The organism is Agaricicola taiwanensis (genome assembly GCF_014635245.1).
In the GTDB taxonomy this organism is placed as follows: domain Bacteria; phylum Pseudomonadota; class Alphaproteobacteria; order Rhizobiales; family Methylopilaceae; genus Agaricicola; species Agaricicola taiwanensis.
The window spans coordinates 1,029,232-1,055,801 of sequence record NZ_BMCP01000002.1; the positions used below are offsets into that span (position 1 = coordinate 1,029,232).

Below are 26,570 nucleotides of genomic sequence, written 5' to 3' on the forward strand. Positions count from 1 at the left end.
AGTTCTATGAGATCTGATAGAGCGTCATGACGTCAGGCCCAACCCGGAACGTCGAGGTTGCGGCAAGCCCCGCGCGCCAGAGACGCTCCTCCACCGGTTCGTCGAAGGCCGGCAAGCCTTCGCCGCCGATGACCACATCACCGGCGACCATCAGGGCTTCATCGATAAGCCCCTCATCCAGCAAGGCGTTGGCGAGGGTCGGCCCACCCTCCACCATGACGCGGGTAAGGCCCATGGTGCCGAGCAGGCCCAACATGGCGGGAAGATCGATCCGTCCGGGAAGGGTCTCTCGGACCCGCAGGACATCGATGCCGGCCGCACGGAGAGCGATTTCCGGCCCCACCGGAGCGGTCTCGGTGGTGATCACCTTCACCGGCACCTTGCGAGCAGAGCGAACGAGCTTGCTGTCGAGCGGGAGACGCAGCCGCGCGTCCACCACAAAGCGGACCGGCGAGCGGTGTTCAAGGCCGGGCAGTCGGCAGGTCAGTTGCGGATCGTCGGCAAGCGCCGTGCCGACGCCGATCATGATGGCATCCGACTGAGCCCGCAGCATATGTGCTCGGCCGAAGGACTCCGGGCTCGAGATAACGGCAGGACGTGGGCCCCTGAGGCCGACCATGCCGTCCCGCGACAGCGCCATCTTGAGCTGCACCATGGGCCGTCCAAGCGTGGCGCGGCGGATATGGCCGAGATGATCGCGCAAGGCCTGCGCCTCGCAAATACCGACCGTCACCCGGAGCCCCGCCTGGCGCAGGATTTCGATACCGCGGCCGCTGACGCGCGAATCCGGATCGACCGTCGCCACCACCACGCGGCGCACGCCGGCGGCGCGGATCGCATCCACGCAAGGCGGTGTCTTGCCGTGATGAGAACAGGGCTCGAGCGTCACATAGAGGGTGGAGCCACGGGCCGCCTCACCGGCCTCTGCGAGCGCGACTGTCTCGGCATGAGGGCGCCCGCCGGGCTGTGTCCAGCCGGCGCCGACGATGCGGCCGCCGTTGCCGTTGTCCACCACCACGACCGCGCCGACCGAAGGATTGGGCGCGGTGGTGCCCATCCCGCGGCGGCCATAGGAGAGCGCTGCTTCCATGTAGCGCTCATCATAGTGCAGAGACGCGGTGACGCTGTTCTGCGGCATATCGTGAGCGTTCATCCGTTGCCGTCCAGAGGGCTCGCGGTATCTCCTTTCGCGAGCTCACCCAGAAGGTCTTCGAAATCCTTCGCCTCGCGGAAATTGCGATAGACGGAGGCAAACCGCACGTAGGCGACGCTGTCGATGCGGCGCAACTCCTCGATGACATATTCACCGATCATCTCGGATGTCACCTCGGGCTCGCCGGAGCTTTCAAGACGCCGCACGACGCGGCTGACCATGCGCTCGATCTCTTCGGGGTCGACAGGCCGCTTGCGCAGCGCGATCTCCACCGATTTTGCCAGTTTATCCCGATCAAAAGGTACGCGACGGCCCGACCGCTTCATCACGGAAAGCTCGCGCAGCTGGACACGCTCGAAGGTGGTGAAACGTCGGCCGCAGGCGGTGCAGATCCGCCGCCTGCGGATGGCATTCTCGTCCTCTGTGGGACGAGAATCCTTCACCTGGGTGTCGGGATCGCCGCAATAAGGACAGCGCATCGGGTCTCCTGCCCTTGCCGCAAGATCAGTAGATCGGAAAGCGCGCGAGCAGAGACTTCACCTTGCCCCGCACCGCCTCTTCCACGAGGCTATCCTCTTCCGTGCCCTTTTGCGACAGGACATTGAGCACCTCAGCGATGAGGTTGCCGATCTCCTGGAACTCCGCCACGCCGAACCCGCGTGTGGTGCCGGCCGGCGTGCCGAGGCGGATGCCGGAGGTCACCATCGGCTTTTCCGGATCAAACGGAATGCCGTTCTTGTTGCAGGTGATGTGAGCGCGGCCAAGGGCCAGCTCAGACACCTTGCCGGTGAGGCTTTTGGGCCTGAGGTCGGCGAGCATGAGGTGCGTATCTGTGCCGCCGGAGACGATGGCATAGCCATGCCCCTTCAGAACTTCTGCAAGTGCACGAGCATTTTCGATGACGTTCTTCGCGTAAACCTTGAAGTCCGGGCGAAGCGCTTCTCCGAAGGCCACTGCCTTGGCGGCGATGACATGCATGAGCGGACCGCCCTGGAGGCCGGGGAACACCGCGGAATTGATCTTCTTGGCGATGGCTTCGTCATTGGTCAGCACCATGCCGCCTCGCGGGCCGCGCAGCGTCTTGTGCGTGGTGGTGGTGACGATGTGCGCGTGCTCGAGCGGATTGGGGTGAGCACCGCCGGCGACGAGACCGGCGAAATGCGCCATGTCGACCATGAAATAGGCGCCCACCTCATCCGCGATCTTGCGGAAACGGGCAAAATCGATCTGGCGCGGATAGGCCGAGCCGCCGGCAATGATCAGCTTCGGCTTGTGCTGGCGGGCGAGGCTTTCCAGCTGATCGAAGTCGATCAGATGATCGTCCTCACGCACGCCGTAAGGCACGATGTTGAACCACTTGCCGGAGAGATTGACCGGCGCTCCGTGGGTGAGATGGCCGCCGGCGGCGAGATTGAGGCCCATGAAGGTGTCGCCGGGCTGCAGCAACGCCAGGAATACCGCCTGGTTCGCCTGCGCGCCGGAATGCGGCTGCACATTGGCAAATCCCGCGTTGAAGAGGCGCTTGGCCCGGTCGATGGCAAGCTCTTCCGCCACATCGACGAACTGGCAGCCGCCGTAGTAGCGGCGACCTGGGTAGCCTTCCGCGTATTTGTTGGTCAGGACCGAGCCCTGAGCTTCCAGCACAGCGCGGGAAACGATGTTCTCGGACGCGATGAGTTCGATTTCATCATGCTGGCGCCCAAGCTCGGCACCAATGGCTTTCGCCAAATCAGGGTCGCGCTCGGCGAGCGTTTCGGAAAAGAAACCCGATGCGCCTTCGGCGCCGCGAAGCTCGGTTGCTGACATGGCAATGCTCCCAATAGGTCGATGCCGGATCACCCGAAAGGCCTGGAATCCGGCAGGCGCCGGAGGCGATAGCACATCCCGCCGCGCCACGCCAAGGCTGATGCCTAGCCGGAGGCCAGCCGTCGGCGGAGCTTGTTGAGAGCGAGGCGTTGCAGATCGGGCCTGTGAGCATGGGCGGGGCCGACGACCGTCACTTCCGTGGCGGTTGCACCATGAATTGCCGTTACCTTCTGGTTCAGCCCAAGGACGACGAATTCGAAGAAGACCTCGCCGAGCTCCGGAGTGGTCTCTTCCGCCGTCATACCTGGCCCTTACTGCTGAACCTGAGCAATCGGGCCGATGCCGTCGCGGCCGTAGATGTCATCATGGAACTGCGGCACGCCGTCTGCGCCACCCCAGGCCGAGATATAGACCCAGTAAACCGGAACCGGCTGGGCGATCTTGGCGTCGATGCGTTCGCCGGAGCGGATGACGGCATCGATCTTCTGCCGCGTCCAATCGCCGGGCGACTCCTTCAGAAGCCAGGACACCAGCTCACGGACATTCTGCACCCGCACGCAGCCGGAGGAATGGAAGCGCGCATTCTCGCCGAAGATGTTCTTCGCCGGGGTGTCGTGCATGTAAACGGCGTCCTTGTTCGGCAGGTTGATACGAACCGAGCCGAGCGAATTGATATCGCCCGGGTCCTGCTTGAACATGTAGTTGGTGGCCTCGTCGGTCGTCCAGTTGACCTGTTCCGGCTGAAGCTCTTCGCCGCGCTGGGTGTAGATGCGGATCTTGTTCTTGGTGAGATAGCCCGGATCCGCCTGCATCTTCGGGATCAGGTCCTTGCGGACGATGGAAGCCGGGACCGTCCAGAACGGATTGAAGTTGATGTCGATGATCCGCGCCGTCATGACCGGAGACGGACGGTCAGCCTTGCCCACGACCGCGATATGGCGCGAATGGACGATGCCGTCCTCGACGGCCTCGATCGAGGCGGCCGGGATGTTCACCACCACGTAGCGCTGCCCGAGATTGCCGCTCATGGAGCGCAGACGCACGAGATTGGTTTCAAGCTGCTGCCGGCGTGTGGACGCCGGCACGTTCAGCGCCGACAGCATGGCCTCGCCAACAACGCCCGTTACCAGGAGGCCGTGACGCGCCTGGAAGCGCTTTACCGCTGCCTCGACATAGGAATCGAAGATGTCGGACATGCCGGCGTTCGGATCGAAATCGCCCGACACGGCGAGGCGCTGCCTGAGAGCAATGACGTTGGGATGGCGCTGTCCAAGTTCCAGCCGCGAGGTTGCCGGCACCATCTGCCAGCCACCCTGCTGTTCGATGCGGATGTAATCCTGAAGTGCGAGTTCGGTCGCCTGGACGGTCTGCTCGCTGAGCAGCGGCACGGAGGTGCTGGGCAGACGCGACACCTGAACGCCGCCATCGAAGCTCGACCCCCATTCCACCTGGGCCATCTGGGTCGCATTTTGCGCCTGCGCCTTTGATGCCAAGGCGCCGGCGGCCACAAGGCCCGCGCCGTAGCCGAGCAACTGGCGCCGCGACAGCGGATTACCCGAAACAGAAGTGCCGAACCCAGCTTGTTTTTTCATGATCTCCAAGACCTTGCCTGTGCCCGCGCCTGCCCCTCAAGACAGCCGAACCCGCCTATCACGCGTGTGGTTAACAGACAACGATCACGCCCCCCGACACCCTTGTGTTCTCACGGTTGTGATGAACGGGGCACGACTGAGACACCGATCCTTGCGACTGTCTGGACACCATTCGTTTGCGGCAGAACAGTGTCGGCAGCTTCAAACGAAGATCACGCCGCGGCTTTCGACGCGACGTGATGCAGAAATAATACAGTAGACGGCGGGATCAGAGGCGGAAGCGGATCTGATCGGTCCAGAAGCGCTCCAGACGAACCAACGCCTTGTTCAGCACCTGGAATTCATCAGCGCGGATGCCGCCCACCTGTTCCACGGTCTTGATGTGCTTGGAATAGAGCTGGTCGACGATATCACGCACCTCGGCACCCTTGTCGGTCAGCCGGATGCGAACCGAGCGGCGATCCATGCGCGAGCGCTGATGATGCAGGAAGCCCATCTCGACGAGCTTCTTGAGGTTATAGGACACGTTGGAGCCCAGGTAGTAACCGCGGGTCCGCAATTCACCGGCAGTCAGCTCCGCATCACCGATGTTGTAAAGCAGGAGCGCCTGAACACTGTTGAGATCAGAGCGACCGCGACGATCGAACTCGTCCTTGATGATGTCAAGAAGCCGACGATGCAGCCGCTCGATGAGCGTCAGCGCCTGCATGTATTGCGACCGAATATCGGCCGGCTTTTCCTTGATCTCCACAGGCTCCATTGCTCGAGCAAGAGTGTTCATGTTGTGCCTCGTATCCCTGTCGCGTTCTTCGCGGCTAAATTTGTGTATACGGCACACCCTAAAAGGCGCGGATAAAAAACGACTTAAAAGTTCTGATGAAATTTGTCTTTATTTTTCATACTGAACAACTGCTTATCTGTTTTGCTTAATCGTTGGTGACTATTGTCGCTCGAAATGAAATCTTAACCTCCACTCTTCCTCTAGCCGTTCTTGTGCCCGGCGGCTGCCGTCTGCCACGACAGCCAGCCGTAAAGGCCGATCAGCAGCATGTTCCAAAGGGCGAGCGCGAGGAGCGGTCCGAAGACCTCGGGGAAGAAAACGCTCATGGCGATCTGGCTGCCGGCCGCGAGCATCCACAGGACGGCGCCCCAGGATGAGGTCAACCACAGGCCGACCGCGGCGACCGGATCAATCACCGCGAAGTAGATGTTGGCGGCGAACCACTCCGGATCGCTATTGAGAAATCCGGGTTCATTATTGGCGCCGAACAGGATCAACCCCCAGTGGATCAGCCCCTTCAGAAGCTGCGCGATCGCCAGCGCCCGGAAGAAGGCCACCAGAATTCCATCCCAGCGCACATTGAGCCGGTTTCGATCTTGAGGTGCGTCGTCCCGCCGTTTGCCGAGAGCTTTGATCTGGATCATGGTCGGTGAGGAATCCTTATTCGTGAGCTGCCGGACATTTGGGCCCCGGGACGCAGGTGCGTCAATGCGCGCTCTCTGGAATGGCTCCAATATGATAACCTGCGGCACGCAGGCTTACCCGAACCCTCCGGGACGTTTCTTCATGCACGACACCGTCGACCGCCTTTCCAGCCGCACCACGGCCAAGAGCGACACGCCGCGATCGCGCACGACACTTCTTGATCTGCCCCGCCGGCCGCGCCGCAACCGCAAGGCCGAATGGTCGCGCCGGATGGTGCGCGAGAACACCGTGACCGTGGAAGATCTGATCTGGCCGATCTTCGTGATGGACGGCGAGCGTGACCGCCAGGTGGTGGAATCCATGCCCGGCGTCTTCCGGATGACCGTGGATGAGGCCGTGGCCGAGGCGGAACGCGCCGCCTCGCTTGGCCTGCCTGCCATTGCGCTCTTTCCCTATACGAACCCGGCCCTGCGCGATGCGCGTGGATCGGAAGCCCTGAACTCGGACAATCTGGTCTGCCGTGCCCTGCGGGCCATCAAGCGTGCTGTTCCTGAGGTCGGTCTCATCACCGATGTGGCGCTCGATCCTTATACCAGCCATGGACACGACGGCGTCTTGAACGGCACGGATGTCGCCAATGATGCGACCGTCGAGCTCCTCGTGCGCCAGGCGCTGGTGCAGGCGGAGGCCGGTGCCGACGTCATCGCGCCCTCCGACATGATGGACGGCCGCATCGGTGCCATCCGCAAGGCGCTCGATGCCGCCGACCGCACCGACGTCCAGATCCTTGCCTACGCCGCGAAATATGCATCCTGCTTCTACGGTCCGTTCCGGGATGCCGTGGGCACCTGCGCGACGCTGATCGGTGACAAGCGCACCTATCAAATGGATCCGGCCAATGGCGACGAAGCCCTGGTCGAGGCCGAGCTTGATGTCGCTGAAGGCGCCGACATGCTCATGGTCAAGCCTGGCCTGCCCTATCTCGACGTTGTTTATCGCCTGAAGGAGCGCTTCAAGCTGCCGACCTTCGCCTATCAGGTGTCGGGCGAATACGCGATGATCGAGGCGGCCGCCGCCAATGGATGGCTCGACGGCGAAAAGGCGATGATGGAAAGCCTGCTCGCCTTCAAGCGCGCCGGAGCTGACGGCATTCTCACCTATTTCGCGCCTCGGGTGGCGGAGCGGCTGGCGCGCGGCTGAGGTCGTCTGAAGCCGCTTTCGCGCAGCCAGGAAGCCCATTAACGTCGGCACGATGTGCCGGCCTCACCTCGCGCTCTTGATCCTTGCAGTTCTTCTGGTCGGCTGTTCCCGTAGCAGCCTCGATCCTGCGCAGGTGCGCGTCTGCCGGCTGACCCTTCCGGCCCTGCATGAGGAAGGCGCACGCATCGACATCATCCGGCAGGTCTCCGGGGGCCAGCCCGGCACCGTGATGATCGACTACAGGCTGGCTGAGAACGGGCGAGGCGCAAGGGTTGCAAGAACACTCTGCACCTTTGACGGCAGCGGGCTTCAGGCCGGCCGGTTCAATCTTCTCGCCATCACCACAGACGGGAAGCCGCTCTCGGACATCAAGCTCCACATCCTCAAACGCTGGTGGCTCGAGCCGCTGGGTGTTGCTGCAAGCGAGGCCGTGCCGGACAACCGGGGGGGCGGCGGGTTTCAACTATCAACCAGCGCCGCCTATCTCCTGCAGCAGGCGGTCAACGGCATTCCTGTTGGCGCGGTCTACGCTCTGCTCGCCGTTGCCTACAGTCTCGTCTATGGCCTGGTAAACCGTGTTGTCCTGACCTTTGGCGAGATCGCCATATTCGGTGCCTATGGAGTGCTCTCCGGCGCAAGCCTGGCGCTGGTCGCGGGGCTCCCCTTCCCCGCGGTATCGCTTCTCGCCGGGCTTGTCATGGGCCTTTTCTGGTCCGGCCTTGTCTCGATGATCATCGCGCAGACCGTCGTCGCGCCGTTGAGCGGGCGCCCTGGCCAGAACATGATCATCGCCACTCTCGGTGTCGCGATCACGATCCAGGAAGCGCTGCGGCTCACCCAGGGAGCAAGCGATAAATGGCTGCCGGCGGTCGGCGGTGCGGCGATCACCCTCGCCCGTTCGCCCGAAGGCTTCATCGCCACGATCACACCCATGCAGGTCTTCGTTGCCGTCATCGCTCTTATGGCCGCCACAGCGGTCGTGCTTTTCCTGCATCGCAGCGCCTTCGGCCGAAACTGGCGGGCCGTCGCGGATGATCCTGTGACAGCGGCTCTCTTTGGTGTCGATAGCCGCCGCGTTCTGGTCGGCACCGTCGTTCTCGGCGGCATGCTGGCCAGCATCGCCGGCTGGATCCTGCTCGTGCACTATGGCGGTGTGGGCTTCTCCAATGGACTTGCCATAGGCCTGAAGGCGCTTGCCGCCGCCGTGCTCGGCGGGATCGGGTCGGTCGGGGGGGCGCTCCTCGGGGGCCTGATCGTCGGGATGGCCGAAACGCTTTGGTCAGGCTACTTTCCCTCGAGTTGGCGGGATGTCGCAATCCTTGGCGCGCTCATCGTTGTTCTTGCCGTGAGGCCCGGCGGTTTTTTCGGCTTTGCCGAACTCGGGCCGCGCCGCATATAAGCGGCTGCAACAGTGGGGGACGGCCGTGAGCGTAACGATCAAGGACATCCAAGCAGCGCGGGCGGTTATCGCAGACGCCGTCATGCGCACACCCATGTTGCCGGCGCCGAAGCTCTCCGCCCTCACCGGAGCTGAGGTTTTCATCAAATATGAGAACCTTCAGGTCACCAACAGCTTCAAGGAACGCGGCGCACTGGTAAAGCTCTCGCGCCTTCCGGAAAGCGCCCGGCGCGACGGCATCATCGCCATGTCCGCCGGAAACCACGCCCAGGCGGTCGCCTACCACGCCCGCCGCCTCGGCATTCCCGCCACAATCGTGATGCCGAAGACGACCCCCTTCGTGAAGGTGCGGGCGACTGAATCACACGGAGCACGCGTGATTCTTGACGGGGAAACGCTGGCGGAAAGCCAGGACCGCGCCGAGCAGATCGCCGCGATGGAGGCGCTGACCTGGGTGCATCCCTATGATGACCCTGATATCATCGCCGGTCAGGGCACGGTCGCGGTGGAGATGCTGGAGGACGTTCCAGATCTCGATATGCTGGTGATCCCCATCGGCGGCGGCGGCCTCGTTTCGGGCAATGCGATCGCCGCCAGGGCCTTGCGGCCGGACATCCGGATCGTCGGCGTCGAAGCCGCTCTCTACCCGTCCATGTGGAATGCCGTGAAGCATGATGCCCGCCCCATCGGCGGACCCACGCTGGCGGAAGGCATCGCAGTGAAGAACGTCGGCGTCCTCACGCGCCCGATCGTCGAGGCGATGGTCTCCGACCTTATCCTTGTCTCGGAAGCGGACCTGGAACGCGCAGTCAACGCCTACGCCATCCTGCAAAAGACCATGGCGGAAGGCGCGGGCGCGGCCGGTCTCGCCGCCATGCTCGCTCATCCCGAGGTGTTCCGCGACCGCAAGGTCGGGTTGATCCTGTGCGGCGGCAACATCGACCCCCGCATCCTCGCCTCCATCATGGTGCGTGAGCTGGAACGGGAGGATCGTATCGTTTCCTTCCGCCTCACCATCACCGACCAGCCCGGCGTCCTCGGCAAGATCGCCTCACGTCTGGGCGAGCTCGGCGCCAATATTCTCGAGGTCGCGCACAGTCGGCTCTACCTTGATATCCCAGCCAAAGGGGCATCCATCGACGTCACGGTGGAAACCCGCAACCGCGCGCATGCGGAAGACATCATGGCGGCCTTGATCCAGGATGGAATGATCTGCCGGCGTCTCGATTCCGGAGCCGGAGACAGCGGTACTCACTGATCTGGCGTTTCGATCAGGCGCACCCATATGAAATGGACTGGAATCGATCACGAGGATCACCAATGACCGCGACCTATACACTTGCCGATGATGCCCGCTTCGATGCGGTACGGCGCCGACGCATGCTCGCCTTCATCATCGACTTCACCATCGTCGCGCTGCTGAGCCTTGCCGTGGGTGTCCTGGTCTTTTTCCTGGGCATCATCACGCTTGGGCTGGCATGGCTGCTCTACGGCGGCATCTTCCCGGTGATCGCGATTCTCTACTCCGGCATGACCGTCGGTGGCGAGCATTCCGCCACGGTGGGCATGCGCGCGGCAGGCCTCGTTACCAGGCGCGAATCCGGCGGTCGTCCGGACTTCATCCAGGGCGCGGCGCACGTCATCCTGTTCTATGTGAGCGTGAGCTTCCTGACGCCGCTGATCCTGCTGGTGTCTCTCTTCAACAGCCGGAAGCGGATGCTGCACGACATGCTGGTCGGCATCACGGTCGAAAACGCACTGCTGCGCCTCACCTGAAGCATTTTGCAAAAGCGCGCCGGGTGCTATCCTCTTCTTCGGCACCCGGTTCGCAGAGGGAATAATTGTCCGAGCATCCGCGCAACACTCCGCAGTTCTACCTGACGGCCCCCTCGCCGTGCCCCTATCTGCCGGACCGCGAAGAACGGAAAGTCTTCACCCACATCGTGGGTACGGATGCCGCCCGGATGAACGACATGCTGACCCTGGGCGGATTCCGCCGCAGTCAGACCATCGCCTACCGACCGGCCTGTGAGAACTGCAGGGCCTGTGTCTCGGTCCGCGTCAGGGTCGACAATTTTGACTGGACCCGCTCGCTCCGCCGCAACCTTGCGACAAATGCCGATCTCATCGGCACCGAGATGCCACCTCACCCGACCTCCGAGCAGTATTCGCTGTTTCGCCGCTACATCGAATCCCGGCATGGAGATGGTGGTATGGTGCGTATGACAGCGCTCGACTATGCGCAGATGATCGAAGACAGCCACGTCCGCACCAAGGTGGTCGAATACCGCCGCCGGGGGCCGGACACCGCCATCAACGGACGCGGCAGCGGCTCATTGCTGGCCGCCGTTCTTATCGACCGGCTCGGCGACGGCCTTTCCATGGTCTATTCCTTCTATGACCCGGAAGAGGCTGGACGTGGGCTCGGCACGTTCATGATTCTCGACCATATCAGGCGCACGATCAAAGCGGGCCTTCCCTATCTCTATCTCGGCTACCTCGTGGAAGGCTCTGTGAAGATGGCTTACAAGGGCCGCTTCCGGCCGCAAGAGCGCCTAAGGGCGGAGGGCTGGGTCCTCGAAAGCTGAGAACAAGACGCGCCGCGACGCTTGACGTATTTCATCCCGTTGCCGAAGGTGCGGCTGCCTCATCCAGGCAAACGGGAGACTGAATCCATGGCCTATATCGAAAGCTCGACGCCCGCGTCGACGCCGCTCGCCACCCTCGCCGGCAATTCGATTGCACGGCGCATTGCCATCATCGCCCTGGGAAGCCTCGTGATCGCCGCGGCGGCACGGATCAACGTGCCGATGTATCCGGTGCCGATGTCGCTGCAGACACTGGCGATCATCGTCATCGCCGCGCTCTCGGGCTTTCGCCTGTCCAGCGAGATCCTTGGCGCCTATCTCATCCAGGGCATCATCGGCCTTCCGGTTTTCGCCACCGGTGCCGGGTTTGCCTATTTCATGGGCCCCACCGGCGGATATCTCGTCGGCTTCTTCCTCGGCGCCATCGCCATTGGCTATCTCGCCGACCGGGGCTGGAACAACAGCCTTCCCAAGCTCGCAGCATCGCTGACGCTTGGCCATGCGCTGGTCTTCGTTCCTGGTGTTGCCTGGCTCGCCGTGCTTATCGGCTGGGAAAAGGCGCTGGTGTCCGGCCTCGCGGTGTTTATCGTCGGTTCTATCGTGAAGACCCTGCTTGGCGTTGCCATGGTCAAGGCTGCCCTGCGCGGCCGTTCGGCAGCACCGACGATCTGAACAATTCGTCCCAATGCACAAAGGGCGGCTCGCGAGCCGCCCTTTTTTGCGTGGAAAGATCAGCCGCTGAAGCGGTTACTGCGAGGGAAGCCTTTGGGCGGCAGCCGTCCCGCGTCGGCACGGTTGCCGAACCACTCCAGCAGCTCGGTCACCGTCCAGGTCCGGCCCGAACTGTCGGTCCAGGTGAGTCCCTCCGCCAAGGTGAAGGTCTTGGCATCGGCAACGCCGCCGTCCTTGTAACGCTGCAGGCGGACGCCCTTGCCACGGCCAAGTTCGGCCACCTGGCCAATCGGGAAGAGCAAGAGCTTGCGGTTCTCGCCGACGATGGCGACAGTATCGCCCTGAACCGGGACGAACAGCTTCGCCAGGACGGTGCCATCGACATTCAGCACCTGCCGGCCCTTGCGGGTGGATGCGATCAGGTCATCCTCCGGGACCACGAAGCCGCGGCCGTCGGTGCCGATGATCAGACGCTTTGCCCCGGGCTTGTATGTCACCACCGCGATAATGTCGGCGGCCTCCTCAAGATCGATGCCGAGACGGATCGGCTCGCCCTGTCCGCGTCCGCCCGGCAGCTTGGATGCATCGAGCGTAAAGACACGGCCATTGCTGGAGAGCACCAGGAGCTTCGACGTCGTTTCTGCGAAGAAGGCGGTCTTGAGGCTGTCGCCGGTCTTGAAGGTCAGGCCGGCCACATCCTGGACGTGGCCCTTCAGCGCACGGATCCAGCCCTTTTCCGATACCACCACCGTCAGTGGTTCGCGCTCGACAAAGGCTTCCGCCAGATCGGCAAGCGGCACTTCCGAGGCCTCGCCGAAGTCGGAGCGGCGCTTGCCGAGGGCGGTCTCGGGCGCAAAGACCTTGCGCACCGCCGCGATCTCCGATTTCACCTTGGTCCATTGCCGCCGTTCGGAACCAAGCAGTGCCTCGATGCCGGCTTTTTCCTGTTCCAGGCTCGCGTGCTCCTTGCGGATCGCGATCTCCTCAAGCTTCGCCAGCGAGCGCAGCCGGATGTTGAGGATGGCATCGGCCTGCACTTCGGTGAGATCGAAGCGCCGCATCAGCTCGGCCTTCGGATCGTCCTCCTCGCGGACGATGCGGATGACCTCATCGATGTTGAGATAGGCAATCAGGAATCCCGACAGCACCTCGAGCCGCTTCTCAATGGCGGCAAGACGGAACCGCGCGCGGCGCACCACCACTTCGCGGCGATGATGGAGCCATTCACGCAAAGCGGGGGCAAGGCCGAGCACCTGCGGCACCCGTCCCTTGACCAGGACGTTCATGTTGAGGGGCACGCGCGCTTCAAGCTCAGACAGCTTGAAGAGGCTTTGCATCAAAAGCTCGGCGGAGATGCCGCGCGAACGCGGCTCCAGCACGATGCGGATGTCGTCGGCCGACTCATCCCGCACATCGGCGAGGATCGGCACCTTCTTCTCCAGCACCAACTCGGCCAGCTTTTCGATGAGCCGCGACTTGGGCACGAGATAGGGGATCTCCGTGACAACGGCCACCCAGGTGCCGCGGCCCGTTTCCTCGCGATGCCAGCGCGCCTGCACGCGGAAGCCACCGCGGCCGGTGCGATAGGCTTCGGCGATCATGTGCTTGGGCTCGACAATCACGCCGCCGGTCGGAAAATCGGGACCGGGCACGAACTGCAGGATGTCGTCGGTCGTCGCCTGCGGGTTGTCGACGAGGTGCAGCGCTGCGTCGAGAATCTCCGCCACGTTGTGAGGCGGGATGGAGGTCGCCATGCCGACCGCGATGCCCTGCGATCCGTTGGCGAGGAGGTTCGGAAAGGCGGCTGGCAGTACGATCGGCTCGGATTCCGAGCCGTCATAGGTGTCGCGAAAATCGACGGCGTCCTCGTCGAGGCCCTCAAGCATCAGCCGGGCGACCTCGGTCATGCGCGCTTCGGTGTAACGCATGGCGGCGGCGTTATCACCATCAACATTGCCGAAGTTGCCCTGGCCTTCCACCATGGGCCAGCGCTGGGCGAAGTCCTGCGCGAGGCGCACCAGCGCGTCATAGACGGACTGGTCGCCATGCGGGTGATACTTACCGATGACGTCGCCCACAACACGGGCGCACTTCTTGAAGGCCGAGCCCGGATCGAGCCGCAGTTGGCGCATGGCGAAGAGGATGCGCCGATGCACCGGCTTCATGCCGTCGCGCGCGTCGGGCAGAGCCCGCTGCGTGATGGTGGACAAGGCATAGGCGAGGTAACGCTCTTCGAGCGCGCCCTTGAGGTCCACGACCTCGATATCGCCGCCCTCGCCGCCTGTTGGAATCACATGATTGCCCATGGCCGACAGTTACACGGTGGCGAGAGTGAGGCCAAGCGATAGAATCGCCGCAGAAGGCCTCATTCCCCAACCTTTTCCGGAAGAGCGGCGGCGATGAAACCCGCACGGGCATCCGGCATGTCCATCCCCCTCGCTTCAAAAACATAACGACCAAGGAAATGACCGGTCAGGCGGAAGCCGGCAATGATGTCCTCAGCCGTCGGACGGGCGTTGGCCCCTGAACCTATGAGGAAGGGCGGCAGCGCCAGCAGCCGGTCGCAATAGGGAGCGCCGGCCTTGCGGCTGACCGCGCGCCCGCTCTTTGGCGAGACCCAGACGAGATCCTCGGCCGTGCCCGTCGCCGCACAGGACGTGAGGTCGAGCCCGAAGCCGAGTTCGCTCAAGAGTTCCAGTTCAAAGCGGATCATCACCGCAGCAGCTATGTTGCCCGCATCAAGATGTTCGATGACCACGGCGGCGGCATCAAAGACACCGGCATGGGCGTCCCGCTCCGGGAGCAACCGCACCAGGGTCGCCAGATGCGACAGGCCCAGAAGGCCCGCGCGTGAGGCCATCAGGCGTCCAGCCGGCAGATCGATCGCTTCCACGGTGAAGTTGCCGAGCTGATCGTCGAGCCGTGCCCGCCACTGCGCCTGAAGGAGATTGCCCGTCTGCAGAAGGGGCCTTATCCGGCGCGAGCGGCCGCCACGCACCAGGCCGAGGTGCCGGCCGTGGTCGCGCGTCAGAAGCTCCAGCACCACTGATGTTTCGCCATGCAGGCGGGTGGAGAGCACGATGCCCTGGTCGGTCCATTCCATGAGATCAATCTATCCCGCCGCGCAGGCCGCTGCAAAAAGCCTTTGGTGCCTTCACGGAAGCTGATAAGCGCATCACAGAACGTCATTTTCCGCCGGCGCCCTGATCGGCAAAGCTGACGCGCAGTCGTGATCGGGAGGCTCGTGAATGCCATACATCCTCGTCGTCGGGTCCAGGAACTACTCGTCGTGGTCGCTGCGGCCCTGGCTCGCCATGCGCGCAAGCGGGATTCCGTTAGAGGACGTGCTGGTGCTGCTCGACCAACCGGACACGCGGGAGAACATCCTCAGGCATTCTCCGGCAGGAAAGGTCCCGGTGCTGAAGACCGATCGCGGCGAAACGATCTGGGATTCGCTCGCCATCATCGAGGAGATGGCGACGCGTCATCCGGAAGCCAAGCTGTGGCCGGAGGATTCCACCGCCCGTGCCCACGCCCGCTCCATCTCGGCGGAGATGCACTCCGGTTTCCAGGCGCTGCGCGGCCATCTCGACATGAACCTCCACCGGCCGGTGAAGCCCCGGCCGCAGAAGCCGGAGGTGGAGGCCGACATTGCCCGCATCATCGCCATCTGGACCGACACCCGCGCGCGCTTCGGTCATGGAGGGCCCTTCCTGTTCGGCAGCTTCACGGGTGCGGATGCCATGTATGCGCCCGTGGTCTGGCGCTTTCACACCTACGCCGTGCCCGTGCCTGACGATATCCGTGCCTATATGGACGCCGTCATCGGCCTCCCGGCGATGCAGCAATGGTATGAGGCGGCGCGGGACGAGCCGCGCGCGGCTCGTTATGAAATCGACTGACGCCTCGCGAGACTTTCCATCCGGGGGCAAGCGCGCTTAACTCCTTCGGTCGGGACTCATCCCGGCCCATGACATGAGGATCCTGCCCGCTTGCCCGTTATCCGTTCCCAGATCGACACGCGCTCCGACGAATTCCGCGCCAATGCGGAAGTCATGGACCGTCTTACCAAAGAGCTGGCCGAGCGGCGCGCCGAGGCTGCCCAGGGCGGATCGCCCAAAGCCCGAGAACGCCACACTGCTCGAGGTAAGCTTCTTCCGCGGCAGAGGGTCGAACAACTGCTCGACCACGGCTCACCGTTCCTGGAAGTCGCGCCCTTGGCGGCCTTCGGCGTCTATGACGAAGCCATCCATGGCGCGGGAATCATCACTGGTATAGGCCGGGTCGAAGGCCGCGAGGTCATGGTGGTGGCCAACGACGCCACCATCAAAGGCGGCACCTATTATCCGATGACGGTGAAGAAGCACCTGCGCGCGCAGGAGATCGCGCGCGAGAACCGCCTGCCCTGCCTCTATCTCGTTGATTCCGGCGGCGCCAACCTGCCGCATCAGACAGAGGTCTTTCCCGATCGCGAGCACTTCGGCCGCATCTTCTACAATCAGGCGCGGATGTCGGCGGAGGGCATTGCGCAGGTGGCCGTGGTCATGGGCTCCTGCACGGCGGGCGGCGCCTATGTACCGGCCATGTCCGATGAGACCGTGATCGTGCGCAACCAGGGCACCATCTTCCTCGGCGGGCCGCCGCTCGTGAAGGCCGCTACCGGAGAGATTGTCTCGGCCGAAGAGCTCGGCGGCGCCGATGTCCACGCCAAGATATCGGGCGTGGCAGATCATTATGCCTCCAATGATGCCCATGCGCTGGCGATTGCACGGCGCATCGTGGCCAATCTCGGCGGGCGCAAGACGATTGATCTTGCCCTCTCCGAGCCCGCCGACCCGCTGTATGATCCCGCTGAACTCAATGGCATCGTGCCGGCGCAGCTTTCCAAAAGCTATGATGTTCGCGAAGTCATCGCGCGCCTGGTCGACGGTTCGGAGCTCGATGAGTTCAAGGCCACCTATGGCACGACCATCGTTACCGGCTTTGCGCGCCTCCATGGCATCCCCGTTGGCATCATCGCCAACAACGGCATCCTCTTTTCCGAAAGCGCGCTGAAGGCCGCACACTTCATCGAACTGTGCTGTCAGCGCGGCATTCCACTGCTGTTCCTGCAGAACATCTCGGGCTTCATGGTGGGCTCGAAATATGAAGCCGGCGGCATCGCCAAGGACGGCGCGAAACTGGTGACGGCGGTCGCCTGCGCCGAGGTGCCAAAGATCACGCTTCTCGTGGGCGGTTCGTTCGGAGCGGGCAACTACGGCATGTGCGGACGGGCTTATGGGCCGCGCTTCCTCTTCACCTGGCCCAACAGCCGCATCTCGGTCATGGGCGGCGAGCAGGCGGCGAGCGTGCTAGCCACCGTGAAGCGCGACAACCTGGAGGCGGACGGCAAAAGCTGGGCAGCCGAGGACGAAGAGGCCTTCAAGGCGCCAATCCGCGCGAAGTATGAGGAAGAAGGATCGCCCTATCACGCCACCGCCAGGCTATGGGACGACGGCATCCTGACACCACGGGAAACCCGGCGCGCTCTGGCGCTGGCCTTTTCCGCCGCACTCAATGCGCCGATTGGGAATTCGCGCTTCGGCATATTCAGGATGTAGCGCCCATGAACTTGAAATGGCGTTACAATTTCCAAATTAGCGCCTATGACAGAAGCCTTATCTTTCGCCCAACATCCTCCGGGTATCTCGATGCGTAAATCCCTCCTGATTGCCGCCTTCCTCGCTTCGGCCCTCGCCTTGCCTGCACAGGCGCAGATGCGTCCCGGCCAGCGGCAGTACACCACCATCACCCAGCATAGCCCCGGCGAATTCGCCACCGCGCTGAATGCCGCCGAGGACGCGCTGAAGAGCGGCGATGCCAAGCAGTTCCGCATCCTGATGCACGGGCGCGGCGTTCTCCTTCTCATCCCGGGTACCACCGGCAGCCAGAAAGAATGGGCGCGCCGGATCCCACGCATCCGTGGCCTCACCATCGTCGCCTGCAAGGAGATTATCGATCAGCTCGCCCGCAACAATCGCGGCCGCCGCCCGCCGCTGCTGCCGGGCACACGCGTGGAAACCTGCTCCGGCTCCACGCGCAAGCTCGACGCCGCCGGCTGGTATCGCGTTCCCGGCCTCTGAGGCGCTCATCTTCAAGCGCAGACATAACGATCGGGAGGCTTTCGATGTTTGACAGCATCCTCATCGCCAATCGCGGAGAGATCGCCTGCCGTATCATCCGCACGGCGCGCCGGCTCGGCCTTCGCACCATCGCGGTCTACTCCGAGGTCGATGCCGATGCCCTTCATGTGCGGGAGGCCGATGAGGCTCATCTCATCGGCCCAGCGCCTGTCCGCGACAGCTACCTGAACCAGGACAAGATCCTCACCGTCCTACGTGAGACAGGCGCGGCCTGCGTTCATCCTGGCTATGGCTTCCTTTCTGAAAACGCTGATTTTGCGGAGGCTGTTGCCGCCGCAGGTGCCGTTTTCGTGGGGCCGCCGCCATCGGCGATTCGGGCCATGGGACTTAAGGACGAAGCCAAAGCGATCGTCTCCAAGGCCGGCGTTCCTGTGGTGCCGGGATTTCATGGCGCAAAGCAGGAACCCAACTTCCTGCGCGAAAAGGCCTATGAGATAGGCTATCCGGTTCTGATCAAGGCGGTGGCCGGCGGCGGCGGCAAGGGCATGCGCCGCGTCGACAAGGCAACCGAGTTCCTCGATGCGCTGGACAGCGCCAAGCGGGAAGCGCTGAACGCCTTTGGCGATGAGCGGGTGCTGGTGGAACGCTATATCCAGAATCCGCGCCATATCGAGGTGCAGATCTTTGCCGACAGCCACGGCAACACCGTGCATCTCTTCGAGCGTGACTGCTCCCTGCAGCGCCGCCACCAGAAGGTGATCGAGGAAGCGCCGGCCCCGGGAATGACGCAGGAGGTGCGTGCCGTCATGGGCGCGGCCGCCGTCGCCGCCGCAGAAGCGGTCAGCTATACCGGCGCCGGTACCGTCGAATTCATCGTCGACGGCTCGCGCGGGTTGAGGCCCGACGGGTTTTTCTTCATGGAGATGAACACCCGGCTCCAGGTCGAACATCCGGTGACGGAAGCGATTACCGGACTTGATCTCGTTGAGCTTCAACTGCGTGTCGCCGCGGGCGAACCCCTGCCGTTCAGCCAGAACGATCTGGCCATCCACGGTCACGCCGTGGAGGCACGAGTCTATGCGGAAGATCCTGAAACCGGCTTCCTGCCCTCGACCGGAACGCTGCACGCGTTGAAGCTGCCCCGTGCCCAGGGCATACGCATCGACAGCGGCGTGTCCGAAGGCGACACCGTCTCTCCGTTCTACGACCCCATGATCGCAAAAGTCATCGCTCAGGGAGAGACGCGTGAAGAGGCGCTCGAGCGGCTGCAGGCCGCCCTTCAAGCGACCCTCGTGGCAGGCCCGCGGACCAATGTCGCCTTCCTCTCCGCTCTCGCCAGCCACGCCGATTTTCGCGCCGAGATCTTCGACACTGGTTTCATCGACCGCAATCTCGACGCTCTTGGCGCGTTCCCGCAAGCTCCATCCGCCACAGTTGTCTCCGCCGCAGCGAGGCGGCTGCTGCAGCGGGAACGGGAACGGCTGGCAAAACTCGATGCCAGCCGTTCCGACGAGCGCTTTTCGCCATGGTCGGTTCCGGACTGCTTTCGCCTGGGTGCGATGGTTTCGCAACCCCTCTCGATCATCGCCGATGGAGTGCAGGTGGAGGTTGATCCCGCCGCGACGGCGGAAGGGGTGGTGCTGATCGACACGCCGGATGCCGTCATTGCATTGGCAAGGGGGCGCCAGACGACCGTCCGCCTTCCCGATCCCTTCGACGTGGAGGCGGAAGTGAGCGCCGAGGGCGACACCGCAATCCGCGCGCCCCTCAACGGCCGCGTGCTGTCGGTCCTCGTCCAATCCGGAGAGACCGTGGAACGGGGCCAGCGCCTGGTGCTGATCGAGGCCATGAAGATGGAACATGCGCTCGCCGCACCGCGCGCCGGCATTGTCGCCAGTGTCAAAGTGCAGGACGGCGATCAGGTGACCGAGGGAACGCAGCTTCTCGTCATCACCGACCACTGACGGTCGTCAACGCTTGGTTAGCCGAAACTGCGCGTTGGCCGTGCTGGTGATCGTGTCGGCGTTGGGTTCGTCGCGGTTCTGCGCGACCTGGACCGTCAAGGCAACCAGCGCGCAGTCCTGCTTGAAGACCGCCGACAGCCGATCGCATTCCGTACTTGCGATCTCATAATGTGCGGCTCGAAGCTGCTCCTGGATCTCGCGCTGCTTCTGCATGTCGTCCGAGGTGGGGGCGGTCAGGGACATGTTCACCTGGACGCGCAGCGCGCCTTCAATCGGAGCGAGAGGAGATGCCCGCATGGGCTGAGACACTGCAGCCCCCGCCGAAAGCAAGATCAGCCCTGCAGCGATGCCCAGCAATGGCTTTGTCATGGTTTCGTGCTCCTCGTGTGAGATCGACATAGGGACAAGATGCTTCACCCGGTAAAGGCGGCTCAAGTTTTCGCCCTGAGATCAATTAACGCGGTGATGGCAAGTCCGGCCAGCAAACCCCAGAATGCAGACCCGATGCCGAAGATGGACATGCCGGATGCGGTGACGACGAAGGTCACAACCGCGGAAAATCGATCGCCCTCTCCGGACATCGCCGCTGTCAGCGCTCCCATGAGCGGGGCAAGGAGCGCCAGACCACCGACGGTGACGATCAGGGCGGAAGGCATGGCCGCGAAGAGGCCGACCAGTGAGGCGCCAAAGGCTGCGAGCACAAGATAGGTCAGCGCGTAGAAGGGGCCGGTCATCCAGCGTTTGGCAGGATCGGGATGCACATCCGGTCCCGTGCACAGGGCCGCCGTGATCGCCGCGAGATTGCTGGTGTGGGCACCGAAGGGGGCCGTCAACAGCGAGGCCAGGCCGGTTATGGCGAGGATCGGTTGAACCGGGGGCTCGTAGCCTGCCGTGCGCAGGACAGCAAAGCCAGGGAGATTCTGTGAAGCCATGGTGACCAGATAGAGCGGCAGGCCGAGCCCTATCAGGGTGGACATTTCGAACTCGGGCATGACCAGGACGAAGCGTGACAGAGCGATATCCTGGGGCAGTGGCGCGTTCAAACCGAGCCCCAAGGACAGGATCACGCCGCCAATCAGAACCGTCAGCACGGCTGCGGAGGGGCTGAATAGGCGCACCAGGAAAAAGATGATCACCAGCGGCAGGACAAGCCCGGGCGTCTGTGGGAGGACCTCAAAGACACGGGCGGCGAAATCAAAGAGCACGCCGGCGAGCATGGCCGCGGCGATCCTCTCGGGGATGCCCGCAACCAGCCGTCCGAGAGGGCGGAAGGCAGCCGTCAGCAGAATGAGGGCACCGGCGAGCAGGAACGCGCCCACGGCATCGTTCATGCCATAGACCCCGCCCGTTCCGGCGATCAACGCAGCGCCCGGCGTGGACCAGGCGGTGATAATGGGCTGCCGATAACGCACCGACAGGTAGCCCGTGGTCGCTGCCATCGAGAGGCAAAGCGCCGCAACCCATGATCCCGTCTGCAGGGGATCGGCGCCCACGGCCTGACCGGCGGCAACGATGATGGCCAGGGTGGCGCCAAAGCCAACGAGCGCGGCAACAATGGCGGATGTGACGATCGACAGGCGCATGAGAACTTTCGGACGATTCCCTGGGACAGGGTCGCACAATGACGGGCTCACCACCCAAATCAAAGTGGACATGGGTCCGATCCGTTTCGCGGATCTCTTGCACCGAGGGGCTGAAAGGCGCACATCACCGTCATGCCCCTGCACCTGCAAAAACTCTGCGTCGGCGCCGATTCCATCGAAGAGTTGGAATCCTGGATCACTCACCGGCTGGAAGACAAGGCCCGCCAGGGGCTACCCGTTGAGCAACTCCACGTCACGCGGATGACGCCAAAGCGGGACGCCGAAATCCTCGCCGGCGGCTCGCTCTACTGGATCATCAAGGGCGTCATCCAGGTCCGCCAATCGATCCGCGAGCTACGTCCTGTCACCGATAGCGACGGCATCGGACGGTGTGCCATCGTGCTGGAACCGGCCCTTGTCAGGGTGGTGCCGCAGCCGCGGCGGCCGTTTCAGGGCTGGCGCTACCTTTCAGCCGAGGATGCGCCGAAAGATCTCGCGTCCGTTGGAGACACGGGTGACCTACCACCAGCACTGGTGCGCGAACTTCAGGATCTGGGGCTGCTGTAGGGTGCGGGGCAGCAGCGACGCCTCAGCGCGCTGCCACCACCGGTGCTTCAAGGCTGCCGGTCAGATAGACGGCGACAGCCACCAAGGCGAAGACAACGAGCGTGCGGCGCGCAATGCACCAGCACGATCCAGAGGTCTGCGGCTCCATTCGGTTCCCCATGTTCATCCGTGATACGGAACAACGAGTCGGGCATCCCCAAGCCCATTCAACTCGCCACCGCTTAACAGTTCGCTAACCATGCGGCAAGCTCTACTCTCGTTCATACTAAACAAGCTGTGGGTGCCTGGAGGTTCGGGTGCAGGATTTTTCACTTCTCGACTTTGTTGCCGTCGGCGTTTTTCTTGGCGCTTGGGCCCTCTATTACGTGGTAATCGAGCTTTCCCCCTTCGGCAACCGCACTCTCAACAGGATCATGGATCAATATCGCGCGGCCTGGATGATGCGCATGATCGTCCGCGAAAACAGGATCGTGGATACAACGATCATGTCGAGCCTGCAGAACGGCGCGGCCTTTTTCGCCTCCACCTCACTGCTCGCCATCGGCGGAGGCCTTGCCGCTCTCGGCGCTACCGACACGGCGCTCGACGTCTTCGCCGCCGTCCCCTACGCGCCTCCGACCACCAGAATCGCTTTTGAGGCCAAGATCCTGGGCCTCGTCGCCATCTTTATCTACGGTTTCTTCAAATTCGCCTGGTCGTTCCGCCTGTTCAACTATTCAGCCATCCTGGTCGGTGCCGTGCCACTGCCGAGCCAGGCCCAGGATCCCGCCACCATCGAGGCGGCAAACAAGGCCGGCCGGATGAACATCTCGGCGGGCCGCCACTTCAACAGAGGACTCCGCGCGCTGTTCTTTGCCCTCGCCTATCTTGGCTGGCTCGCAGGCCCATGGGGGTTGATGATCACCACGGTTGGGGTTCTCATCGTGCTCTTCCGTCGGCAGTTCGTGTCCGATTCGCTCGTGGCCCTCGGCGATTGATCAGGCCATACGCTCGACGGCCATGGCGGTCGCCTCGCCCCCACCGATGCAGACCGCCGCGATGCCGCGCTTGAGATCGTAGCGTTGCAGGGCCGCCAGCAGTGTCACGAGGATACGAGCGCCCGACGCACCGATGGGATGCCCCAGGGCGCAGGCACCTCCGTGAATGTTGACCTTGTCATGGGGAAGATCGAGATCGCGGAGCGCGGCCATGGCGACAACCGCGAAGGCCTCATTGATTTCAAACAGATCTACCGAGTTCTTCGACCATTGTGTTAGCTCCAGCAATCGGTTGATGGCTGCCACGGGAGCCGTGGTGAAAAGCGCCGGCGCCTGAGCATGGCCTGAGACACCGGCAACCCTCGCCAATGGATTGAGCCCCCGCCGCTCTGCCTCCGAGGCACGCATCATCACCAGGGCGGCTGCACCGTCGGAAATGGACGATGAATTGGCGGCGGTGATGGTTCCGCTGTCACGAAAGGCCGGCCTCAGCTTGGGAATACGAGCGGGATCGGCCTTTCCTGGCGTCTCATCCCGGCTCACGGGATCTGCCGAGCCACCGGTCTCCACGACAGCGATCTCGGCATCAAAAGCTCCTTCTGCCTGGGCCTTTCGCGCCCGGCTCAGGCTTTCCAGGGCATAAGCGTCCTGCATGTCGCGGGTGAAACCATAAGAAGCGGCGGTGTCCTCGGCAAATGTGCCCATAAGCCGCCCCGTGTCATAGGCATCTTCGAGCCCGTCGAGAAACATGTGATCGATCATGACGCCATGGCCGAGGCGCTGGCCGTTCCGCGCCTTCGGCAGCAGGTAAGGCGCGTTGCTCATGGACTCCATGCCACCCGCCACCTGCACGGCCTCCGGGCGTGCATGCAAAGCATCGAAGGCCAGCATCGCCGCCTTCATGCCGGACCCGCACATCTTGTTGATGGTGGCGCAGGGAACGCCGTGATGCAGACCGGCGGAGACGGATGCCTGGCGCGCCGGCGCCTGTCCCTGCCCTGCGGTCAGAACGCAACCCATCAGCACTTCGGAGACCGTATCGCGCCCGACGCCTGCGCGCGATAGTGCCGCCTCGATTGCCATACCGCCAAGCCGCCACGCCGGCAGGCTCGCAAGCCCGCCCTGAAAGGCCCCGATCGGCGTGCGGGCGGCACCGACGATCACGATGGGATCATGTGAGGTTGCAGACATGGTGCTCGCCCTCCCGTTGCTTTATGTGCTTTTGCCTTCAAGCTAGGAGCCCCTGCCCATGAATGCCAGCCACATCAGTGATCCGGTGGAAGACGTCATTCTACGGCTCACCCGCGAGCGCGGTCCTGGCAAGACCATATGCCCGACAGAGGCTGCTCGGGCGCTGGCGGCCGAGGGTGAAGACTTCCGCCGTCACCTGCCCAAGGTTCGCGCGGCCGCCATCCGGCTGATGCAACAGAAACGCCTGATGATCACGCGGAAAGGAAAGCCGCTTGATACCCCAGAGTTCAAGGGCGTCTATCGGCTCGGCATGCCGGATGAGGCGCCGTAGCCGATCAGATGACGATCTGCGTGCCCAGTTCCACCACGCGGCCCGCGGGAATGCGGAAATACTGCGTGGCGTCATGGGCCTGACGGGCCATGTAGATGAACAGGCGATCCTGCCACAACGGCATGCCTTCCTTGGAGGTGGGCTTGTAGGAACGCCGGCCGACAAAGAAGGAAGTGGCCATGATGTCGAAGGTCAGCCCCTCTCCCTTGGCCTGTGCCAGGGCCGCCGGCAGGTCCGGGTCCTGCATGAAGCCGTAGGTGATCTCCAGCTTGTAAAAATCCGGCGTCAGCGATGACAGTTGAAGGCGATCCTCGGGACCTATGTAGGGCACCGGCGCCGTGTGGATGGTCACCACGACGTTCTTCTCGTGCAGGACCTTGTTGTGCTTCAGGTTGTGCAGCAGCGCCGGCGGCGTGATGTCGGGCGTGCTGGTCATGAACATGGCCGTGCCACGCACACGCGCCGCCGAACTGTTCTCCAGCGTCGGCAGAAAGTCTATCAGGGGGACGCTGTCGCGTTTCAGCTTGTCGGCCAGAAGCTTGGTGCCGCGCATCCAGGTCCACATGGCGACGATGATCAGCGCGCCGAGGATGAGCGGTATATAGCCGCCGTCGGCGATCTTGAGCAGGTTTGCCGCCAGGAAGGTGCTGTCGACGACCAGGAAAGGCAGCAGTGTCAGCAGCGCCAGCGGCATGCCCCATTTCCAGCATTTGGCCACCACCACCACCGCCAGAAGCGACGTCACGATCATGGTGCCGGTCACGGCGATGCCGTAGGCCGAGGCTAGTGAGCTGGAATCCTGAAACACGATGATGAGCGTCAGAACCCCGGCGAGCATCAGCCAGTTGACCTTGGGCAGATAGATCTGGCCGCTTTCCGTCTCCGAGGTGTGCTCGACCTCCAGGTGCGGCAGGATGCCGAGCTGCATGGCCTGCCGTGTGAGTGAGAAGGCGCCCGTGATGACGGCCTGGCCCGCGATCACGGTGGCGGCGGTGGCAAGGAGCACCAGAGGCAGGCGGGCCCAATCCGGCGCTGAGAGGAAGAACAGATTGCTGATGGCTTCCGGACTGTCGAGGGCGAAGGCGCCCTGCCCGAGATAATTGAGCACCAGGGATGGGCAGACGACAGTGAGCCAGGCCATGCGGATCGGTCCGCGTCCGAAGTGACCCATGTCGGCATAAAGGGCCTCGGCGCCGGTGACCGCCAGAAACACCGCGCCCAGGACAGTGAAGCCGATGATGCCGTGGCCGAACAGAAAGCCGATGGCATGCACTGGATTGAGCGCGTGCAGGATCTGCGGCGCGTCGCCGATATGGATCAGCCCGATCAGGGCCAGCGCGAGGAACCAGACGGTCATGATGGGGCCAAACAAGGCGCCGACCTTGCCGGTGCCGAAGGATTGCACCGCATAGAGCAGGACGATGATGGTGATCGCGATTGGCACCACGAAGCTGTCGACCTCGGGATTGGTGACCTTGAGGCCCTCCACCGCCGACAGCACCGAGATCGCTGGTGTCAGTATGGCATCGCCATAGAACAGCGCCGCGCCGGTTACGGCGAGGCCCGTCACGATTCGGCTCGGTTTTTTCAGGGACGACTGCGCCAAAGCCATCAGGGCAAGCGTGCCACCCTCGCCGTGGTTGTCCGCCCGCAGGACCAGAAAGACATATTTCAGCGTGACGACCACCAGCAGCGACCAGACCAGCAGCGAGACGATGCCGATGATCTCCTCCTGCGAGGGCGAGCGCCCGATGTGCAGCAGCGACTCGCGCATGGCGTACAGCGGACTGGTGCCGATATCGCCATAGACGATGCCGATGCTGCCCAGCATCAACCACCAGAAGCGGCTGGGCGACGCCTCGGCTCCATGCGGCTGCGCATGCGCGAAATCGGCCCTTCCGGGAGCATTCGTCTGATCTGTCATGGGATGCTGGGAGCTGCGCCGGTTCGCCTGGCGAGTTGACATCGACCGCGTTCAACGCGCGACGATCAGCTGTGT

27 protein-coding genes are annotated in these 26,570 nt (G+C 63.4%); 13 read left to right on the plus strand and 14 right to left on the minus strand.

Annotated elements, in window-relative coordinates; translation table 11 throughout:
• Positions 1 to 4: 4 nt before the first annotated feature.
• The 7 genes from ribD to IEV58_RS12290 form a co-directional block, all read right to left on the minus strand.
• Positions 5 to 1,153, minus strand: a complete 1,149-nt coding sequence (gene ribD / locus IEV58_RS12260; protein ID WP_229729395.1) for a bifunctional diaminohydroxyphosphoribosylaminopyrimidine deaminase/5-amino-6-(5-phosphoribosylamino)uracil reductase RibD — start codon at positions 1,151 to 1,153, stop codon at positions 5 to 7.
• A complete protein-coding gene (gene nrdR, locus IEV58_RS12265) occupies positions 1,150 to 1,632 on the minus strand; it encodes a transcriptional regulator NrdR (protein WP_188409995.1) in 483 nt (160 codons plus the stop codon). The genes ribD and nrdR overlap by 4 nt, the downstream gene beginning before the upstream one ends.
• 25 nt (positions 1,633 to 1,657) lie before the next feature.
• Positions 1,658 to 2,959 carry a serine hydroxymethyltransferase gene (gene glyA / locus IEV58_RS12270; RefSeq protein WP_188409996.1) on the minus strand — a complete coding sequence of 434 codons (1,302 nt, stop codon included), beginning with the start codon at positions 2,957 to 2,959 and terminating at the stop codon, positions 1,658 to 1,660.
• Positions 2,960 to 3,063: 104 nt separating this feature from the next.
• A complete protein-coding gene (locus IEV58_RS12275; protein WP_188409997.1) occupies positions 3,064 to 3,261 on the minus strand; it encodes a DUF6898 family protein in 198 nt (65 codons plus the stop codon).
• A gap of 9 nt (positions 3,262 to 3,270) precedes the next feature.
• Positions 3,271 to 4,551: a L,D-transpeptidase family protein gene (locus IEV58_RS12280; RefSeq protein ID WP_188409998.1), complete on the minus strand. Its 1,281-nt coding sequence runs from the start codon at positions 4,549 to 4,551 to the stop codon at positions 3,271 to 3,273.
• Between the two features lie 268 nt (positions 4,552 to 4,819).
• Positions 4,820 to 5,311, minus strand: a complete 492-nt coding sequence (ldtR, locus tag IEV58_RS12285; RefSeq protein ID WP_371873624.1) for a transcriptional regulator LdtR — start codon at positions 5,309 to 5,311, stop codon at positions 4,820 to 4,822.
• Positions 5,312 to 5,532: 221 nt separating this feature from the next.
• Entirely contained in the window at positions 5,533 to 5,976 is a 444-nt protein-coding gene (locus IEV58_RS12290) for a DUF6163 family protein (RefSeq protein ID WP_188410000.1), read from the minus strand.
• Positions 5,977 to 6,118: 142 nt separating this feature from the next.
• Between IEV58_RS12290 and hemB the strand changes: the two genes are divergently transcribed.
• From hemB to IEV58_RS12320, 6 genes are all read left to right on the plus strand, one after another.
• Positions 6,119 to 7,177, plus strand: coding sequence for a porphobilinogen synthase (gene hemB / locus IEV58_RS12295; protein WP_188410001.1), 1,059 nt, complete (start codon positions 6,119 to 6,121; stop codon positions 7,175 to 7,177).
• A gap of 52 nt (positions 7,178 to 7,229) precedes the next feature.
• Complete coding sequence (locus tag IEV58_RS12300; protein ID WP_229729396.1) at positions 7,230 to 8,576, plus strand: branched-chain amino acid ABC transporter permease; 1,347 nt, start codon at positions 7,230 to 7,232, stop codon at positions 8,574 to 8,576.
• A gap of 25 nt (positions 8,577 to 8,601) precedes the next feature.
• On the plus strand, positions 8,602 to 9,834 hold the full coding sequence (locus IEV58_RS12305) for a threonine ammonia-lyase (RefSeq protein WP_188410003.1): 1,233 nt from the start codon (positions 8,602 to 8,604) through the stop codon (positions 9,832 to 9,834).
• A 62-nt stretch (positions 9,835 to 9,896) separates the two neighbouring features.
• Positions 9,897 to 10,352, plus strand: coding sequence for an RDD family protein (locus tag IEV58_RS12310; protein ID WP_229729397.1), 456 nt, complete (start codon positions 9,897 to 9,899; stop codon positions 10,350 to 10,352).
• A 65-nt stretch (positions 10,353 to 10,417) separates the two neighbouring features.
• Positions 10,418 to 11,164: an arginyltransferase gene (locus tag IEV58_RS12315; RefSeq protein WP_188410005.1), complete on the plus strand. Its 747-nt coding sequence runs from the start codon at positions 10,418 to 10,420 to the stop codon at positions 11,162 to 11,164.
• Between the two features lie 87 nt (positions 11,165 to 11,251).
• Positions 11,252 to 11,836 (plus strand): biotin transporter BioY, encoded by a 585-nt coding sequence (locus tag IEV58_RS12320; protein ID WP_188410006.1) that lies wholly within the window; start codon positions 11,252 to 11,254, stop codon positions 11,834 to 11,836.
• Between the two features lie 59 nt (positions 11,837 to 11,895).
• Here IEV58_RS12320 and parC read toward each other — a convergent pair whose 3' ends face one another.
• A complete protein-coding gene (parC, locus tag IEV58_RS12325) occupies positions 11,896 to 14,142 on the minus strand; it encodes a DNA topoisomerase IV subunit A (RefSeq protein WP_188410007.1) in 2,247 nt (748 codons plus the stop codon).
• Positions 14,143 to 14,201: 59 nt separating this feature from the next.
• On the minus strand, positions 14,202 to 14,939 hold the full coding sequence (gene recO, locus IEV58_RS12330; RefSeq protein ID WP_188410008.1) for a DNA repair protein RecO: 738 nt from the start codon (positions 14,937 to 14,939) through the stop codon (positions 14,202 to 14,204).
• A 145-nt stretch (positions 14,940 to 15,084) separates the two neighbouring features.
• On the opposite strand from recO, the gene IEV58_RS12335 reads away from it, so the two are divergent.
• The 4 genes from IEV58_RS12335 (at position 15,085) to IEV58_RS12350 (ending at position 19,922) form a co-directional block, all read left to right on the plus strand.
• Complete coding sequence (locus IEV58_RS12335; protein ID WP_188410009.1) at positions 15,085 to 15,738, plus strand: glutathione S-transferase family protein; 654 nt, start codon at positions 15,085 to 15,087, stop codon at positions 15,736 to 15,738.
• Positions 15,739 to 15,891: 153 nt separating this feature from the next.
• Positions 15,892 to 17,436, plus strand: coding sequence for a carboxyl transferase domain-containing protein (locus IEV58_RS12340; protein WP_308791256.1), 1,545 nt, complete (start codon positions 15,892 to 15,894; stop codon positions 17,434 to 17,436).
• Positions 17,437 to 17,526: 90 nt separating this feature from the next.
• On the plus strand, positions 17,527 to 17,958 hold the full coding sequence (locus IEV58_RS12345; RefSeq protein ID WP_188410011.1) for a hypothetical protein: 432 nt from the start codon (positions 17,527 to 17,529) through the stop codon (positions 17,956 to 17,958).
• A gap of 44 nt (positions 17,959 to 18,002) precedes the next feature.
• On the plus strand, positions 18,003 to 19,922 hold the full coding sequence (locus tag IEV58_RS12350; protein ID WP_188410012.1) for an acetyl/propionyl/methylcrotonyl-CoA carboxylase subunit alpha: 1,920 nt from the start codon (positions 18,003 to 18,005) through the stop codon (positions 19,920 to 19,922).
• A gap of 6 nt (positions 19,923 to 19,928) precedes the next feature.
• Here IEV58_RS12350 and IEV58_RS12355 read toward each other — a convergent pair whose 3' ends face one another.
• On the minus strand, positions 19,929 to 20,291 hold the full coding sequence (locus tag IEV58_RS12355) for a hypothetical protein (RefSeq protein WP_188410013.1): 363 nt from the start codon (positions 20,289 to 20,291) through the stop codon (positions 19,929 to 19,931).
• A 62-nt stretch (positions 20,292 to 20,353) separates the two neighbouring features.
• The gene (locus IEV58_RS12360; protein ID WP_229729398.1) at positions 20,354 to 21,577 is read right to left on the minus strand and encodes a benzoate/H(+) symporter BenE family transporter; all 1,224 of its coding nucleotides are present in this window, start codon (positions 21,575 to 21,577) and stop codon (positions 20,354 to 20,356) included.
• A gap of 60 nt (positions 21,578 to 21,637) precedes the next feature.
• Here IEV58_RS12360 and IEV58_RS12365 point away from each other — a divergent pair, with 60 nt between their 5' ends.
• Positions 21,638 to 22,072: a DUF1489 family protein gene (locus IEV58_RS12365; protein ID WP_188410015.1), complete on the plus strand. Its 435-nt coding sequence runs from the start codon at positions 21,638 to 21,640 to the stop codon at positions 22,070 to 22,072.
• Between the two features lie 22 nt (positions 22,073 to 22,094).
• Here the strand turns inward: IEV58_RS12365 and IEV58_RS18335 are convergent, their stop codons facing one another.
• Positions 22,095 to 22,220 (minus strand): hypothetical protein, encoded by a 126-nt coding sequence (locus tag IEV58_RS18335; RefSeq protein ID WP_268235580.1) that lies wholly within the window; start codon positions 22,218 to 22,220, stop codon positions 22,095 to 22,097.
• Positions 22,221 to 22,368: 148 nt separating this feature from the next.
• Between IEV58_RS18335 and IEV58_RS12370 the strand changes: the two genes are divergently transcribed.
• On the plus strand, positions 22,369 to 23,049 hold the full coding sequence (locus IEV58_RS12370) for a DUF599 domain-containing protein (RefSeq protein ID WP_188410016.1): 681 nt from the start codon (positions 22,369 to 22,371) through the stop codon (positions 23,047 to 23,049).
• Here IEV58_RS12370 and IEV58_RS12375 read toward each other — a convergent pair whose 3' ends face one another.
• Positions 23,050 to 24,240: an acetyl-CoA C-acyltransferase gene (locus IEV58_RS12375; protein WP_188410017.1), complete on the minus strand. Its 1,191-nt coding sequence runs from the start codon at positions 24,238 to 24,240 to the stop codon at positions 23,050 to 23,052.
• A 58-nt stretch (positions 24,241 to 24,298) separates the two neighbouring features.
• Here IEV58_RS12375 and IEV58_RS12380 point away from each other — a divergent pair, with 58 nt between their 5' ends.
• Positions 24,299 to 24,571 carry a DUF3253 domain-containing protein gene (locus tag IEV58_RS12380; protein ID WP_188410018.1) on the plus strand — a complete coding sequence of 91 codons (273 nt, stop codon included), beginning with the start codon at positions 24,299 to 24,301 and terminating at the stop codon, positions 24,569 to 24,571.
• Positions 24,572 to 24,575: 4 nt separating this feature from the next.
• Here the strand turns inward: IEV58_RS12380 and IEV58_RS12385 are convergent, their stop codons facing one another.
• On the minus strand, positions 24,576 to 26,495 hold the full coding sequence (locus IEV58_RS12385) for a potassium transporter Kup (RefSeq protein WP_188410019.1): 1,920 nt from the start codon (positions 26,493 to 26,495) through the stop codon (positions 24,576 to 24,578).
• Between the last annotated feature and the right edge of the window lie 75 nt (positions 26,496 to 26,570).